The following is a 15,357-nucleotide window of genomic DNA, read 5'->3' on the forward strand; positions in this document are numbered from 1 at the left end:
ACCGTCGCCAAACCGGGACCGGTCACCCTCCCCGGGGTGACCGGTCTCGTCGTGTTCGCGTGCCGCAAAAACTACGACCACGCGCCCGCCCGCTCGAGCCGCGCTACCCGGAGGCCCCGATGAGCCGGATCCCCGAGGCGTTCGTCGAGGAGGTGGTGGGCCGCTCGGACATCGTCGAGGTGATCGGCGCGCGCGTGCCGTTGAAGAAGAAGGGCAAGGAGTTCGCCGCCTGCTGCCCCTTCCACCAGGAAAAGACGCCGTCGTTCTACGTCACCCCGGACAAGCAGTTCTATCACTGCTTCGGCTGCGGGGCGCACGGCAACGTGGTGGGCTTTCTGATGGAATTCGACCACCTCGACTTCCCCACCGCGATCGAGCATCTCGCCGGCCGGCTGGGCCTCGAGATCCCGCGCGAGAAGGGCGACCAGGAGAAGCTCGACCGGATCGGGCGACTGCGCCAGGTCACCGCCGCGGCCACCGACTGGTTCCGCGGCAACCTCAAGCGCTCGCCCGAGGCGATCGACTTTCTCAAGCAGCGCGGCCTGACCGGCGAGACGGCCGCCCGGTTCGCGCTGGGCTTCGCCCCGGCGGGCAACCACATCGAGGCGGCCATGGGCGGCTGGGCGCGTCCCGAGGAGCTGGTCGCGACGGGGCTGCTCATCCAGCGCGACAATGGCGACCGCTACGATCGCTTCCGCGCCCGGGTGATCTTCCCGATCCGCGATCCGCGCGGCCACGTGATCGGTTTCGGTGGCCGGGTGATCGGCCCAGGCGAGCCCAAGTACCTCAACTCGCCCGAGACCGAGCTGTTCCACAAGGGCTATGGCGTCTACGGGCTGTACGAATCGCGCCAGGTCGACCAGCGCCCCGGCCAGCTGATCGTGGTCGAGGGCTACATGGACGTGATCCTGCTGGCGCAGAACGGCATCCCGCACGTGGTCGCGACCCTGGGCACGGCCACCACCGCCGAGCAGATCGACCTGCTCTACCGGCAGACCGAACGGCTGGTGTTCTGCTTCGACGGCGATGCCGCCGGGCGGCGCGCGGCGGTCAAGGCCCTCTCGGTCGCCCTGCCCCTGATGCAGGACGGCCGCGACCTGCGCTTTGCCTTCCTGCCCGATGGCGAGGACCCGGACAGCTTCGTGCGCGCCCACGGCCAGGCCGGGTTCGAGCGATTCGTCGAGCAGGAAGCGCTGGGTTTCGATCGCTTCATGACCCTCCACCTCGACGAGAGCATCCCGGGCGATGACACCGCGGCGCGGGCACGCAAGAACAAGCAGGCGCACCAGCTGATCGAGCGCATGCCGCCGGGCAGCCTCAAGCGGCTGACCGCGCGCCAGGTCGACCGCCACCACGGCCTGTTCGGGCGCCCGTTCCGCGAGGAGAACCAGCCGACCGGTCCGACCGCGGCCAAGCGCCCCCCGCCGTCACGTTCGGAGGAGCACGCCATCCTGCGCCTGGCTTTGACCCACTCTCGTCTGATCGCGCGGCTGCGCCCCGCCGAGGTCTGGCACGGCGGCCAGCCACCGGCCGTGATCCAGCGACTGCTCGACGGCACGTTGACGGCCGAGGATCGCCAGATCGCCGAGGCCCAGAACCTGGTCGGCATTGAAAACGCGGAAATCGCCGCCACCATGCTGGGAGACATCCTGGAGAAGCGGCGCCAGCGCGAGGCACTGGCCGAAAGGAAACGGCAGCAGTGCGCCAATCTGGCGGGCGGACGCCCGCCGACCGACTGACCGCGACATGGACGAAATGCCCGAAAAGCGGTATAATTTCGTGTTCCCCAACGGGAACGCCCGAATCATCAGCTAGTCCGATTGACCGGCTCGTCGGGCCACCCCGCGCGAGGCCCGAACGTCTCCTCGCGCCGCCACAATCCACTGACGTGGCCCGCCCGGGACCGGGCGGGCCACGTTCGGCGCCTGCACTCCCGCGGCGCGACTTTCAGACGTTTTCACCGAATTGCCGGAGCAGGTTCCACGCCGATGCAGCAAGACCAACAAACCAGCATCAAGCAGTTGATCGCCCTGGGCAACGAGCAGGGTTACCTGACGTACGCCGAGATCAACGACCATCTGCCCGAGTCGCTGGTCGATGCCGAACAGATCGAAGTGATCATCGGCATGATCCAGGACATGGGCATCCACGTGGCGGAAACGCCGCCGGACAAGGATGACCTGGGCCTGTCGGACGAGCAGCGCGTATCCAACGACGACGCGGCCACCGAGGAGGCCGTGGCCGTGCTCGCCTCCCAGGTGGACGCGGAATTTGGCCGCACCACCGACCCGGTGCGCATGTACATGCGCGAGATGGGCACGGTCGACTTGCTCAACCGCGAAGGCGAGATCGAGATCGCCAAGCGCATCGAGGAAGGCCTGCGCGAGGTCACCATCGCGATGGCCGCCTTCCCGCCGACCCTGGACACCCTGCTCGCCCAGTACGCCCGCGTCGAGGCCGAGGAAGTCAAGCTCGCCGACGTGGTGGTGGGCTTCCACGTGCTCACCGACGACATTCCGACGCCCGGCGGCAACAAGAACGACGACTCGGACGACGAGGAAGAGGAAAAGGACACCGGCATCGACGTCGAGGCCGTGCGCGCGGTGATCATGGACCTCAAGGACCTGCACGAGCAGCGTCACGCGGTCGCCACCAAGAGCCGCAAGGCCAAGACCGACGCGGCCAAGATCAAGGCACTCACCGACCAGATCGCCGACCAGCTGATCACCCTGAAGCTCAACCCGAACTTCAACGAGAAGCTGGTCAAGCAGGTGCGTGACGCGATCGCCCGCGTGCGCCTGCTGGAAAAGCAAATCATGCAGCAGGCCGTCGAAAAGGGCGGCATCAAGCGCGAGACCTTCATCCACGCCTTCCGCGGCCACGAGACCAGCAACGAGTGGATCGCCGAGGTCACCAAGGGCAAGCCGACGGCCAAGTTCGCCGCCGTGCAGCCGGAGATCGAGCGACTGGCCAAGCGCCTGGCCACCGTCGAGCGCGACAGCCAGCTGCCGGTCAGCGGCATCCGCGAGGTCAACCGCCAGGTGACCCTGGGCGAGGCCAAGGCCCGCCGGGCGAAGAAGGAGATGATCGAGGCCAACCTGCGTCTGGTCATCTCGATCGCCAAGAAGTACACCAACCGCGGCCTGCAGTTCCTCGACCTGATCCAGGAAGGCAACATCGGCCTGATGAAGGCGGTCGACAAGTTCGAATACCGCCGCGGCTACAAGTTCTCGACCTACGCCACCTGGTGGATCCGCCAGGCGATCACCCGCTCGATCGCCGACCAGGCGCGCACCATCCGCATCCCGGTGCACATGATCGAGACGATCAACAAGCTCAACCGCATTTCCCGGCAGATGCTCCAGGAGATGGGCCGCGAGGCCACCCCGGAAGAGCTGGCCGAGCGGATGGACCTGCCCGAGGACAAGGTCCGCCGGGTGATGAAGATCTCCAAGGAGCCGATCTCCATGGAGACGCCGATCGGCGAGGACGACGATTCGAGCCTGGGCGACTTCATCGAGGACCAGGGCGCGGTCTCGCCGCTGGACTCGGCCACCAACGCCTCGCTCTCCGAGATCGTGCGCGAGATCCTCTCGACGCTGACCCCGCGCGAGGCCAAGGTGCTGATGATGCGCTTCGGCATCGGCATGAACACCGACCACACCCTCGAGGAGGTCGGCAAGCAGTTCGACGTCACCCGCGAGCGCATCCGCCAGATCGAGGCCAAGGCCCTGCGCAAGCTGCGTCACCCGTCCCGCTCGGAAAAGCTGCGCAGCTTCATCGACGCGAAGATGGAATAATCCCCTCTCCGGGTCGGCTCGTCGTCGGCCCCGGCGGCCTCCGCCGCCCCCTGCACGGGCCCATAGCTCAGTTGGTTAGAGCAGGCGACTCATAATCGCTTGGTCGCAGGTTCGAGCCCTGCTGGGCCCACCAAATCCAGGCAAGCGGTCGACCGGCAAGACATGTCCGACCACGCCCCTTCCTGACGACACCCGAAGGCCGCCCGGCATCCCGGCGCGGCCTTTTTCTCGTCCGGGCCGACCGTTTTTGCACCAAAAAACGCGGCTCGCATTGATCCCCCGACCAGGTCATGCCCCGGCATCAAGCCGCCTTCATGTTTTGTCGATCACATTATTAGCCAGCAAACTCAGTTGATCCCCGCCAGGAAATTCTTTATCGCAGCGCCCTGGCATGGGGTCTACACTGCGCCTGTCATGCGCGGTCAACCGGAAGCGGCCCGTCGCTTCCCGTCCGACGCCTGACCATGACAAGAATCGAAAACGACAAGAACCACAATCCCCATTCAAGGAGATAGAGCGCCATGCTTATCGCAAGCCTGATCATCGTGGTGATCGCGCTGGTGTTCGCGACAGCGAAACTGCGCATGCACCCCTTCCTGGCCCTGTTGCTGGCCGCCTTCGCCATGGCCCTCGCCGGCGGTATCGCGCCGAAGGAGGCCATCAGCATCATCAACGACGGCTTCGGCGGCACGCTGGGCTACATCGGTATCGTCATCGCGCTGGGCACGATCATCGGCGTGATCCTCGAGCGCACCGGCGCGGCCATCGTGATGGCCGAGGCGATCATCCGCCTGCTTTCCGACCGCTTCCCCAACTTCACCGTCTCCCTGATCGGCTACATCGTGTCGATCCCGGTGTTCTGCGACTCGGGCTACGTGATCCTCAACTCGCTCAAGAACGCCATGGCGAAGAAGACCGGCATCTCGGTGGTCGCCATGAGCGTGGCGCTGGCCACCGGCCTGTTCGCCACCCACAACTTCGTGCCGCCCACGCCGGGCCCGATCGCCGCGGCCGCCAACCTGGGCATTGCCGATTCGCTCGGCCTGGTCATCCTGATGGGCCTGCTGGTCGCCGCCGTGACCGCGATCGTCGGCGCGCTGTGGGCCAGCCGCTACTCCGACCCCGCCAATGAGGCCGAGCTGCTCGAGCCGGACCCGATCAGCGAAGCGGTCGGCGAGGAGATCGAGGAGCCGGAACCGGACATGGCCCATCGGCCGTCGACCCTGGCCTCGTTCATGCCGATCATCGCCCCGATCGCGCTGATCTGCCTGGGCTCGATCGCGAGCCTCGCCACGCGTGACGCCGAACCCGGCTTTGTCGCTGACTTCTTCATCTTCTTCGGCCAGCCGGTCGTTGCACTCGCCATCGGCGTGATCTTCGCGCTGACCCTGGTCAAGGGCGGCGACAAGAAGGATCGCTTCCACCAGATGACCGTCGACGGCATCCTGCTGTCCGCGCCGATCATCCTGATCACCGGCGCCGGTGGCGCATTCGGCAACGTGCTGCGCTCCACCCCGCTGGGCGACCAGCTCGGTGCGATGCTGACCGGCCTCGGTCTGGGGCTGTTCGTGCCGTTCATCATCGCCGCGGCGCTCAAGTCCGCCCAGGGCTCGTCGACCGTGGCGCTGGTCACCGCCTCCACCCTGGTCGCCCCGCTGCTGCCGGACCTCGGCTTGGATTCGGACATGGGCATGGTCCTGGCCGTGATGGCCGTCGGCGCCGGCGCGATGACCGTCTCGCACGCCAACGACAGCTTCTTCTGGGTGGTCTCGCAGTTCAGCCGCATGAAGGTTTCCACGGCCTACAAGACCTTCACCACGGCGACCCTGCTGCAAGGCATCAGCGCCATGATCACGATCTACATCCTGGGGCTGATCCTTGTCTGACGACTTGCATGTGGTCCTCTGCCCGGACAGCTTCAAGGGCAGCCTGGAAGCCGACGCCGTGGCAGCCGCCATGGCGCGCGGCGTTCACGCGGCCCGCCCTAAGGCGCAGATCCGCGCCCTGCCCATGGCCGACGGCGGCGAAGGCACCGCGGATCTGATCACGCACACGCTGGGCTGGGAGTGGCACCTGTCCGACGTCCATGGCCCGTTCGGCACGCACCTGACCGCCGGCTGGGGTTTCGATCCCGCCAACCGGCGGGCGGTGATCGACGTGGCCTCGGCCTGCGGGCTCGACCTGGTTCCCGCGGATCGTCGCGATCCGTGGCAGCTCGACAGCCGTGGCGTGGGTGAACTGATGCGCTCGGCGATGGATGCCGGCGCGCGTCACCTGCTGATCGGCCTGGGCGGCAGTGGCACGGTCGACGGCGGCGCGGGCATGCTCGCCGCCCTGGGTGTGCGCTTTCTCGATGCCGACGGACAGGCACTGGATGCGCACCCCTTGGCGCTGCGTGCCCTGGCACGGGTCGATTTCTCCGCGCTGGACGCGCGCCTGGCGGAGGTCGAGATCACGGTGCTCAACGATGTCGACAACCCGCTGACCGGCCCGCACGGGGCCAGCCCCGTGTTCGGTCCGCAGAAGGGTCTGGCCGAGTCGGAGATCGAGGCGATGGACCGTCACCTCGAGCGGCTCGCCGGCTGCATCGAGACCGCCGGTCACCTCGAGCGCCCGGTGGACACCCCGGGCGCCGGGGCCGCCGGCGGGCTCGGCTTCGCGCTGGACTGCGTGCTGGGGGGCACGGCACGGATGGGTGCGGCCTACATCGCCGAGCTGATCGGCCTGGACGCGGCCATCACCGAGTCCAACCTGGTCATCACCGGCGAGGGCCAGATCGACGGCCAGACCTCGCGCGGCAAGGTGGTCGCCGAGGTGGTGCGCCGTGCCGGACGACTGGAGGTGCCCGTGATGGCGATCGCCGGCAGCATCGCCTGCAGCGAGGCGGAACTGACCGCCTTCGGCCTGGCCGACGCTCGGGCACTCTGCGACGGCTCGACCTCGCTGGAGCAGGCCATGGCCGAACCGGCCCGCCTGATCACCGCCCGCACGCAGGCCCTGATGCAGGATTACCTCGCGCGCACCGGGTAAGCGGCGCAAGCGCCGGTCAAGAGGACAACCCAGACGACAAATCCCCCGGCCAGCCGGGGGATTGTTTTGTGCGTCACGATCGACCGGGAGCGCCCCGGCCGCGACACGCTAGCCGTCGAACCCGGCCAGGGTGAGCTTGCCGATCACGTGTCTACCCTCCAGCGCCCGGTGCGCGGCACGCAGGTTGTCGACGTTGATCGCTCCCAACACCTCGTGCCGCGTGGTCCGCAGGCGTCCCTCGTCGAGCAGGCGCGCCACCGTGTCGAGGATCTCGCCCTGCCGCCCCTTGTCCGGGGTGTCGAACCGCGGGCGGGTGAACATGTACTCCCAGAAGAACCCGACGCTCTTGTCGCGCAGTTCGTGGAACGGCAGCGGCGTCTTGTTGCCGATGATGCTGGCCAGCCGGCCCTGCGGGGCGACCAGTTTCGCCATCGCGGGGTAATGTCGGTCGAGGTCGTTGAAGCAGGCGATCGCCGGGATCGACTCGATGCCCCGCTCGGCCAGCTGCGCCGGGAGATCGCCGAAATGGTCGACCACCTCGTCGGCGCCCAGATCGAGGCACCACTGGCGCGACTCGGGCCGCGAGGCGGTGGCGATCACCTTGAGCCCGGCGACGTGGGCCAGCTGGATCGCCATCGAGCCCACCCCGCCTGCACCGTTGATCAGCAGCACCGGGGTGCCGGCATCCTCGCCGTCGGGCGACAACCCGAGCCGGTCGAACAGGGTTTCCCAGGCGGTGAGTGCGGTCAGCGGCAGGGCCACGGCGTCGGCCGGCTCGGTGCCACGCGGGGCGTGACCGACGATCGCCTCGTCGACCAGCTGGAATTCGGCGTTGCTGCCCGGCCGGCCGATATCGCCGGCGTAGAACACCACGTCGCCGGGACGAAAGCGCGTGACCTTGGCACCCACCGCATCGACCACGCCGCAGGCATCGAAACCCAGCACGCGCGGGGCCGGATCGGCCCGGTTGTCGGGATGATCCGGATCGGGGTGACGCGGTGCGCGCACCTTGGTGTCCACCGGGTTGACCGACACGGCCTCGACCGCCACCCGCAGGTCCGTCGGTCCCGGCTCGGGCACGGCCAGCTCGTAGGCCTCGAACGCCTGCTCGTGGTCGATGGGCAAGTGACGGTTGAATCCGATCGCTTTCATGCGATTTCCTCCTTTTCCGGTATCTCGAACACCGCCACCGGTGCGGCGACCTCCACCACCCGCCAGCCGTGGAGGGCCGCCAGCCACTCGAAGGTCCGGGCGCGAAAGAAGATCACGTGGGTGGGGTCGCGCCAGTAGTGCCAGTTCGAAAAGCGCGCGGCCTCCGGGGCAAACCCCGTTTGCACGATCAAGCAACCGCCCGGTCGCAGCAAACGGGCAATCCGGTCGAATACCGCCCGTGGCCGATGCAGGTGCTCGACCGTTTCGGTACAGGTGACCAGATCGTAGGCCGACGCGCGCAGCGGGGTCTCGTCCGGGGCGAACAAGGGATCGTAGCCCACCATCGCCGCGCCCGCCTCCCGAGCCACCGCAACCAGGGCCGAATCCGGGCCGCAGCCGAAATCCAGCGCCGCCACGCCCGGGCCAAGCCGGGCGGTCATCCGGTCGATGCTCGGCGCCAGGAAGCGCCGGTAGCCCGGGTCATCGGCGCGATTCTCGTGCAGCTGGTAATGCGCCTGCTCGGCCGCCCGATCCGGCCAGGCACTCGGGTCACGTACCACCAGCTCGCAGCATGGGCACTCGAGGAAGGCCAGTGGCCGCCCGCCCTCCTTCCTGCCGGCCCTCACGGTCGCGAAGGGCGACAGCCGGGCCTCGCAAAGCGGACAGGCCTCGCGCATGTCAGGCGGCGAAGGTCGTGCTCAGCAGGTAGGCGGTATAGGCGACGAAGGCGACCAGCAACACGCTGCCCTCCAGCCGGTTGATCCGGCCCGGGCCGCGAAAGCCGTAGGCGAAGAGGAACAGCGCCAGAGTGAGCGCGCCCATCACCAGCATGTCGCGCGTGAATACCTCCGGTTCGGCGACCATCGGGTGGATCACGCCGGCCAGGCCGACCACGCCCAGGGTGTTGAACAGGTTCGAGCCGATCACGTTGCCCAGTGCGAGATCGTGCTCGTTCTTGCGGATCGCGGCGATCGAGGAGGCCAGCTCCGGCAGCGAGGTGCCGATCGCCACCACCGTCAGGCCGATGACCAGGTCCGAGACGCCAAAGAACTGCGCGATATCCACCGCGCCCCACACCAGCAACCGGGAACTGGCCACCAGCAGCAACAGGCCGATCGCCACCCAGATCAGGGCCTTTTTCAGCGGCATGGGGTGGGCGACCAGCTCCTGCTCGACCTCGCCACCCAGGGCGTCGACCTGCCCGCGTCGGCCCTGGTAGATGTTCCAGCCGAGCAGGGCGACCAGCAGCACGAGCAGCACGGCGCCCTCGACGCGGGTCACCTCGCCGTCGTAAACCTGCAAGGCGGCCACGGCCGTGACCGCCAGCAAGATCGGCATCTCGCGACGGATCACCTGCGAATGCACCGCGATCGGCGCGATCACCGCCGTCAGGCCGAGGATCAGCGCGATATTGGCGATGTTCGAACCATAGGCGTTGCCCAACGCGATGCCGGGACTGCCATCCAACGAGGCCATGACCGAGACCACCAGTTCCGGTGCCGAGGTACCGAATCCGATGATCACCATGCCGATCAACAGGGGCGACATCCCGAGGTGCTTCGCGGTCGCCGCCGCGCCGTCGACAAATCGATCCGCGCTCCAGACAAGCAACACCAGCCCCGCCAGGACTGCCAACACAGGCATCAACATCGCCATTTCCTCGCTTCGAATCGTTTGGTGGTCGTTTAGGGAAACTCTGCACGAATGCCATACCGCTCTGCGTGCCCTGCGGAGACTGGCATTCGTGCAGAGTTTCCCTGGGGCGGCACTTTACTGCAGAACGCCCACCGGGGTGATGGCGAGCCACGCCACCCACCCTATGTTGCGAATCATTCCGGTTTGCATCCGCCTTCGCGATTCACTACGCTGCTCGCTCCATTACGTCGCCGAGTCACCATGACCCACTCTCGCCTTACCCGTCCGCGCCACCTGGTCTGGCTTGCGGGCGCCGTTACCAGCCTCGTCCTGCACGGCCTGATCGTCTGGGCCCTGCTGACGTGGACGCGCGACGACGACGTCCTGATGGCGGCCAATCGGGGCGGCGGCGAGCCGGTCGAGGCGCAGTGGGTGGACCTGAGCGAGACCACGCCCGCCCCGCCCTCGCCGGCCAAGTCGACGCCCCCCAATCACGTCCCCATGCCGACGCCCACGCCGGAGCCGGAGCCGGAGCCGGAGCCGGAGCCGGAGCCAGAGCCAGAGCCAGAGCCGGAGCCGGAGCCGGAGCCAGAGCCGGAGCCAGAGCCGGAGCCAGAGCCGGAGCCAGAGCCGGAGCCGGAGCCGGAGCCAGAGCCAGAGCCAGAGCCGGAGCCAGAGCCAGAGCCAGAGCCAGAGCCGGCGCCGGAGCCAGAGCCGGAGCCGGAGCCAGAGCCAGAGCCAGAGCCAGAGCCAGAGCCAGAGCCGGAGCCGGAGCCGGCGATCGAGGCCGACGAATCGCCCGAGCGCGTCTCGGAGGCCGCGACGGATACCGCCGCCGACGAGGCGACGGCGGCCCAGGCCAGTGCCGAAAGCGACGCGCCGACCACCGAGCCGGGCTTTTCGGCCGGCTACCTCGACAACCCGCCGCCGGCCTACCCACGCGCTTCGCAGCGCTTGCGCGAAGAGGGGGAGGTACGCCTGCGCGTCGTGGTCGATCGCGAGGGCAAACCGGTCACCTGGTCGGTCGTGCAGTCCAGCGGCCACGAGCGGCTCGACCGCGCGGCCAAGGAGGCCGTCGCCAAGTGGCGTTTCGACCCGGCGACGCGCGGCGGCGAACCGGTGCGAGGCGAGGTGATCGTGCCGCTGCAATTCACGCTGCGGTAACAACCTTTTCGCGAGTGCGAACAGTTTGCATTTCGCTTTATCTTGATTATCATGCCGCTGGTTAGCCAGCTACCGAATCAACCTGGGGCTTGTCCGATGGATCTCTTTCTTGTCTTCGATCACGGCGACGGCGTCCTTGTCGGGGTGTTCCTCACCCTGCTGATCATGTCGCTCGCCACCTGGGCGGTTGCCGCCGCCAAGCTGTTCGCCCTGATCCAGCGTCGACGCACGACGCGCGACAGCATGGACGCCATCGCGCGCAGCCACCGGGCAGCCGAGCTCGAGCCCCGCCTCGCCGGCCGCGACGACCCCACCGCCGCCCTCGCCCGGGCCGGGCTGCAAGCGGTGCGCGATTATCGCGGCCCGCTCGACGGCGATGCCCAGGCCCGCCAACGCCTCGACGAGGCCCTGATCCGCGGCATCCGCCAGGCACTCGACCGACAGGAAACCCGGCTTCAGGCCGGCCAGCTGCTGTTCGCCACGGTCGGCTCCCTGGCCCCGTTCGTCGGCCTGTTCGGCACGGTCTGGGGTATCTACGGCGCCCTGATCGACCTGTCCTCGGCCAAGAGCGTGTCGATGGGCCTGGTTGCCGGCCCGCTGGGCGAGGCGCTGGTGGCCACCGCCGCCGGCCTCGCCGCGGCGATCCCGGCGGTGCTGTTCTTCAACCTGTTCAACCGCAGCCATCGGCTCTACCGGCAGACCCTGGATGCCGCGGCCCATGACGTGCACTCGCTGCTGATGAACGACCCGGACCTGGCCGAGTGGGCAGCGCCGCGTCGCCAGTCGTCCGCGCAACCGTCGACGAGATCCGCCAGCCGGCCGGCGGAGGTCTGAGCCATGGCATTCGGTCGACTCGACGATCACGACGAGCCGATGGCGGAGATGAACGTCATCCCGCTGGTCGACGTGATGCTGGTCCTGCTGGTGGTCTTCATCGTCGCCGCACCGGTGATCACCCACTCGGTCACCCTCGACCTGCCCAAGGCGAGCAGCGAACGCCAGGACGAGGACCCCGAGGCGGTCACCCTCTCGCTCGACAGCCAGGGCCAGCTCTACCTCGACGACAAGCCCGTCTCGCAAGACCGCCTGAAGAGCGTGCTTATCCAGGCCCGCCGCGATAACGACGAGCTGGTCGTCTACCTGCGCGCCGACGAGTCCGTGCCCTACCGGCTGGTCGCCCGCGCGATGGCCTCGGTAAAGACCGCGGGCATCGAACGCCTGGGTTTCGTCTCGGAGCCGGAAACGCCATGAGCAAGCCCAGCAACCAGGACAAACCCAAGGCGACGGGCGCCGAACGGATCGGAGCGCAAGGCCACTGCATCGAAAGCCGCGAGCTGATCTCGCGCGACGGCCAATGCTGGATCTGCCACGACGGCCAGCGCTACCAGCTGCGAGTCACCGCCGCCAACAAGCTGATTCTCACCAAGTAATCGAGGGAAGACCCTAACCCGCAAGCCAGCCAGACCCCTGCCCCACCCGGGCGGGAGGTCAAGCCAGCCAGCACTGCCAATCGGCCGGTTCCTACCGGCATGACAACGACACGACAGGAGAGCTGACATGACCTTCCGACCCACTCAGCGTGGGGCGCTGGCCGCCGCCATCGCCACGGCACTGAGCGCGCCCGCCTTCGCTCAAGAGAGCACCCAGGACTCGAACCAGGACTCCACCCAGGCCGTGCCGGTCACGGCCAGCCCGGTGCTCGACCGCATCTCGATCGTTGGCGGTTCGGCGGCGATCCGCGACGTCGCCGGCTCGGCGCACGTGCTCGATCACGAGACCCTGGAAACCATCCCCGGCAACGACCCGATGAAGGTCCTGCGCCAGGTGCCCGGCGTCTACGTCACCGAGGAGGAAGGCCACGGCCTGTTCCCCAACATCTCCATCCGCGGCGCGAACCAGGACCGCAACAGCCGCATCACGGTGATGGAGGACGGCGTGATGATCGCCCCGGCACCCTACGCCGCGCCGGCCGCCTACTACTTCCCCAATATCGCGCGCATGGACTCGGTCGAGGTGCGCAAGGGCTCGTCGTCGATCGAGTACGGCCCCTACACCATCGGCGGCGCGCTCAACATGACCTCCACCCCGATCCCGGGCGAAGCGCAGGGCCGCGTGCGGGTCTCCGCCGGCGAGCGTGACGCCAAGCGCCTGCACGCCTGGTACGGCGACAGCGAGGAGACCTTCGGCTACCTGCTGGAAACCTACCAGGACACCACCGACGGCTTCCGTGATCTCGACACCCCGCAGCGCGGCACGGACCAGCCGGGCTACGAGATCCAGAACTACCTGGGCAAGTTCCGCCTCAACACCCCGGCCAGCGCCGAGCGCTACCAGGAACTGGAACTCAAGCTCGCCCGCGACGACAAGACCATCGACGAGACCTATCTCGGCCTGACCCGCGAGGACTACGAGGCCACGCCGTACCGTCGCTACGCGGGGTCGGCGATCGACGAGATGAACACCGAGCACACGCAATACCAGCTGCGCCACTTCATCGAGGTCAATCCGGATCTGGATGTGACCACCACGCTGTACCGCAACGAGTTCCACCGCAACTGGTACAAGCTCGCCAGCGTCGACGGCAACGGCATCTCCGGCATCCTCGCCGACCCGGATGCCTACGCGGGCGAGATGAGCTGGATCACCGGCGCGAACAGCGACGACCTGCGCGGCACCATCAAGGCCAACAACCGCGAGTACGTCTCACAGGGCATCGAATCGCGCGCCAACTGGCACGTCACCACCGGTGACATCGACCATCACCTGAAATTCGGCCTGCGCTACCACGAGGACGAGATCGACCGCTTCCAGTGGCAGGACGAGTACGACATGGTCGACGGCTCGCTGGTGCTGACCGACCGGGGCGCGCTGGGGGATGCCGGTAACCGCGTCACCGAGGCGAAGACCATCGCCGCCTTCGTCCAGGACCGCATGGACTTCGGCCGCCTGGCCGTCACGCCGGGGCTGCGCTACGAGTCGATCGCCATCGACCGCACCCGCTATGCCGACGCCGATCGCACTACGATCTCGCGCGACGACGAGTCCGCCGACTACAACGTCCTGATCCCGGGCCTGGGCGCGACCTTCGACGTCAACGAGAACTGGCAGCTGCTCGGCGGCGTCTACAAGGGCTTTGCGCCCACCGGCGTGGGCGAGGCCGACGAGGAAGAGGCGATCAACTGGGAAGCCGGGGTGCGCTACCAGAACGGCGCGTTCCAGTCCGAACTGATCGGCTTTCTCAACGACTACGAGAACCTGGTCGGCCAGTGCACCGCCTCGACCGGCGGCGGCTGTGACATCGGCGACACCTTCGACGGTGGCGAGGTGCAGGTCCGCGGTCTCGAGGCGCTCGCCCTGTACGACCTGGCCGCCGGGCGCGACTGGGCCGTCAACGTGCCGCTGCGCGTGGCCTACACCTGGACCGACACCGAGTTCCAGAACAGCTTCGACTCGGACTACGGCGCCTGGGGCGACGTGAACCAGGGCGACGAACTGCCCAACACCCCCGAGCACCAGCTCTCGGTGTCCGCGGGCGTGGTGGGTGAGCGCTTCGGCGTCCACGCCACGGCCAACTACGTCGGCGAGACCCGCGCCGTGGCCGGCAGCGGCTCGATCCCGGCGGACGAGAAGGTCGATGCCCGCACCATCTTCGATCTCTCCGCGAACTACCGGCTGACCAAGCACGCCAAGCTGTTCGCCGAGGTGGAAAACCTCACCGACGAGACCTACGTCGCCGCGATCCGGCCGGCCGGCTTCCGCGTGGGCAAGCCGCGCACCGTGATGGTCGGGGCGCAGTTCGACTTCTGATTGAAGGACGTCGTTAGACGCGAGACCAAAAACCCCCGGCAAGGGTGATCTTGCCGGGGGTTTTGTTTTTTGGAGGCGGCGTTTCGTTATAGACCGGGCTCGAGCCAACGATCCCGATCTCTCGAGCCGACGCGGAGGGTTTCGCCCGCCTGTTGCGCGGAGTGGCCTTGGTCCACCGCCGTGCCCGGCGCGCGAGCCCCTTTTCTTGCTTGTCCAAGAAAAGAGGCGAAAAGAAGGACACCCCACGGCTTGGCCCTTCGGGCCTTCGAGGCCGGACGGCGTCCGACCTCGAAGCCTCACGACCGGCGAATGTCTCGGGGCCGGCTCGACGCGACATCGTGTCGCGCTGAGCCTCGGAGCGACGTCCATGTCGCTCCGACCCCGGCCACCCGCCGGCCGTGAGGCAAGCCCTAGGGGCAAATACCTTCGTTAACCGCCATGCCGGCTGCAGAGCGTTCATTCCACCGGAAACCGAAGGCATGTGCGCCGTTGAAGTCCATGCATTACATGGATCGAAGGGGGAGCCCCCCTTACGCCTTGCCTCGCGGGCGGGGAATCGCAGGGTCGGGCCGCCAGGGACGGCGGCCCGAGGTTCGCCGCGACACGACGTCGCGTCGAACCGACCCGTCCGCGATTGCCCGTTCGCGAGGCTGATCGCGGCAGCGATCAGGCCCTCAGGGCCAAGGCGTCGGGGTGTCCTTCTTTTCGTCGGTTTTCTTGAACAAGCAAGAAAACCGACTCGCGCGCCTGCCAATGCTGTTTGGTAGTC

At 67.8% G+C, this 15,357-nt stretch carries 12 protein-coding genes and 1 tRNA gene; 10 read left to right on the forward strand and 3 right to left on the reverse strand.

The window, feature by feature from the left end; all coding sequences use genetic code 11:
• Positions 1-119: 119 nt before the first annotated feature.
• The 5 genes from dnaG (at position 120) to LV475_RS09660 (ending at position 6,830) form a co-directional block, all read left to right on the forward strand.
• Positions 120-1,739, forward strand: coding sequence for a DNA primase (gene dnaG, locus LV475_RS09640; RefSeq protein ID WP_250106209.1), 1,620 nt, complete (start codon positions 120-122; stop codon positions 1,737-1,739).
• 249 nt (positions 1,740-1,988) lie between these two features.
• Entirely contained in the window at positions 1,989-3,800 is a 1,812-nt protein-coding gene (gene rpoD / locus LV475_RS09645) for an RNA polymerase sigma factor RpoD (RefSeq protein ID WP_250106210.1), read from the forward strand.
• A gap of 56 nt (positions 3,801-3,856) precedes the next feature.
• A tRNA-Ile gene (locus LV475_RS09650) sits at positions 3,857-3,933 on the forward strand.
• Positions 3,934-4,321: 388 nt separating this feature from the next.
• Entirely contained in the window at positions 4,322-5,686 is a 1,365-nt protein-coding gene (locus LV475_RS09655) for a GntP family permease (protein ID WP_250106211.1), read from the forward strand.
• Positions 5,687-5,696: 10 nt separating this feature from the next.
• Positions 5,697-6,830 carry a glycerate kinase family protein gene (locus tag LV475_RS09660; protein WP_282097234.1) on the forward strand — a complete coding sequence of 378 codons (1,134 nt, stop codon included), beginning with the start codon at positions 5,697-5,699 and terminating at the stop codon, positions 6,828-6,830.
• 108 nt (positions 6,831-6,938) lie between these two features.
• Here the strand turns inward: LV475_RS09660 and LV475_RS09665 are convergent, their stop codons facing one another.
• Genes LV475_RS09665 through LV475_RS09675 form a run of 3 tightly spaced genes read right to left on the reverse strand, consistent with a single transcriptional unit; the run spans position 6,939 to position 9,632 of the window.
• A complete protein-coding gene (locus LV475_RS09665) occupies positions 6,939-7,982 on the reverse strand; it encodes a zinc-binding alcohol dehydrogenase family protein (protein ID WP_136867591.1) in 1,044 nt (347 codons plus the stop codon).
• Positions 7,979-8,659, reverse strand: coding sequence for a class I SAM-dependent methyltransferase (locus LV475_RS09670; protein ID WP_136867590.1), 681 nt, complete (start codon positions 8,657-8,659; stop codon positions 7,979-7,981). The genes LV475_RS09665 and LV475_RS09670 overlap by 4 nt, the downstream gene beginning before the upstream one ends.
• A gap of 1 nt (position 8,660) precedes the next feature.
• Positions 8,661-9,632: a calcium/sodium antiporter gene (locus tag LV475_RS09675; protein ID WP_136867589.1), complete on the reverse strand. Its 972-nt coding sequence runs from the start codon at positions 9,630-9,632 to the stop codon at positions 8,661-8,663.
• 246 nt (positions 9,633-9,878) lie between these two features.
• Here LV475_RS09675 and LV475_RS09680 point away from each other — a divergent pair, with 246 nt between their 5' ends.
• From LV475_RS09680 to LV475_RS09700, 5 genes are all read left to right on the forward strand, one after another.
• Positions 9,879-10,781 (forward strand): energy transducer TonB, encoded by a 903-nt coding sequence (locus LV475_RS09680; RefSeq protein ID WP_250106212.1) that lies wholly within the window; start codon positions 9,879-9,881, stop codon positions 10,779-10,781.
• A gap of 96 nt (positions 10,782-10,877) precedes the next feature.
• Complete coding sequence (locus tag LV475_RS09685) at positions 10,878-11,615, forward strand: MotA/TolQ/ExbB proton channel family protein (protein WP_136866677.1); 738 nt, start codon at positions 10,878-10,880, stop codon at positions 11,613-11,615.
• Between the two features lie 3 nt (positions 11,616-11,618).
• Positions 11,619-12,032 (forward strand): ExbD/TolR family protein, encoded by a 414-nt coding sequence (locus LV475_RS09690; protein WP_136866678.1) that lies wholly within the window; start codon positions 11,619-11,621, stop codon positions 12,030-12,032.
• A complete protein-coding gene (gene hemP / locus LV475_RS09695; protein ID WP_125199421.1) occupies positions 12,029-12,211 on the forward strand; it encodes a hemin uptake protein HemP in 183 nt (60 codons plus the stop codon). Before LV475_RS09690 ends, hemP begins: the two co-directional genes overlap by 4 nt.
• A 127-nt stretch (positions 12,212-12,338) precedes the next feature.
• Positions 12,339-14,588 (forward strand): TonB-dependent receptor family protein, encoded by a 2,250-nt coding sequence (locus LV475_RS09700; RefSeq protein WP_250106213.1) that lies wholly within the window; start codon positions 12,339-12,341, stop codon positions 14,586-14,588.
• The last annotated feature ends 769 nt before the right edge of the window (positions 14,589-15,357 follow it).

This window comes from Guyparkeria hydrothermalis, assembly GCF_023555375.1.
Taxonomy (GTDB): Bacteria; Pseudomonadota; Gammaproteobacteria; order Halothiobacillales; family Halothiobacillaceae; genus Guyparkeria; species Guyparkeria hydrothermalis.

Bases quoted from the DNA above. Each gene is read 5' to 3' on its own strand.
- rpoD (WP_250106210.1), top strand. From the start codon at position 1,989: ATGCAGCAAGACCAACAAACCAGCATCAAGCAGTTGATCGCCCTGGGC.
- LV475_RS09685 (WP_136866677.1), top strand. From the start codon at position 10,878: ATGGATCTCTTTCTTGTCTTCGATCACGGCGACGGCGTCCTTGTCGGG.
- LV475_RS09655 (WP_250106211.1), top strand. From the start codon at position 4,322: ATGCTTATCGCAAGCCTGATCATCGTGGTGATCGCGCTGGTGTTCGCG.
- dnaG (WP_250106209.1), top strand. From the start codon at position 120: ATGAGCCGGATCCCCGAGGCGTTCGTCGAGGAGGTGGTGGGCCGCTCG.
- LV475_RS09680 (WP_250106212.1), top strand. From the start codon at position 9,879: ATGACCCACTCTCGCCTTACCCGTCCGCGCCACCTGGTCTGGCTTGCG.
- LV475_RS09675 (WP_136867589.1), bottom strand. From the start codon at position 9,632: ATGTTGATGCCTGTGTTGGCAGTCCTGGCGGGGCTGGTGTTGCTTGTC.
- hemP (WP_125199421.1), top strand. From the start codon at position 12,029: ATGAGCAAGCCCAGCAACCAGGACAAACCCAAGGCGACGGGCGCCGAA.
- LV475_RS09670 (WP_136867590.1), bottom strand. From the start codon at position 8,659: ATGCGCGAGGCCTGTCCGCTTTGCGAGGCCCGGCTGTCGCCCTTCGCG.
- LV475_RS09665 (WP_136867591.1), bottom strand. From the start codon at position 7,982: ATGAAAGCGATCGGATTCAACCGTCACTTGCCCATCGACCACGAGCAG.
- LV475_RS09690 (WP_136866678.1), top strand. From the start codon at position 11,619: ATGGCATTCGGTCGACTCGACGATCACGACGAGCCGATGGCGGAGATG.
- LV475_RS09700 (WP_250106213.1), top strand. From the start codon at position 12,339: ATGACCTTCCGACCCACTCAGCGTGGGGCGCTGGCCGCCGCCATCGCC.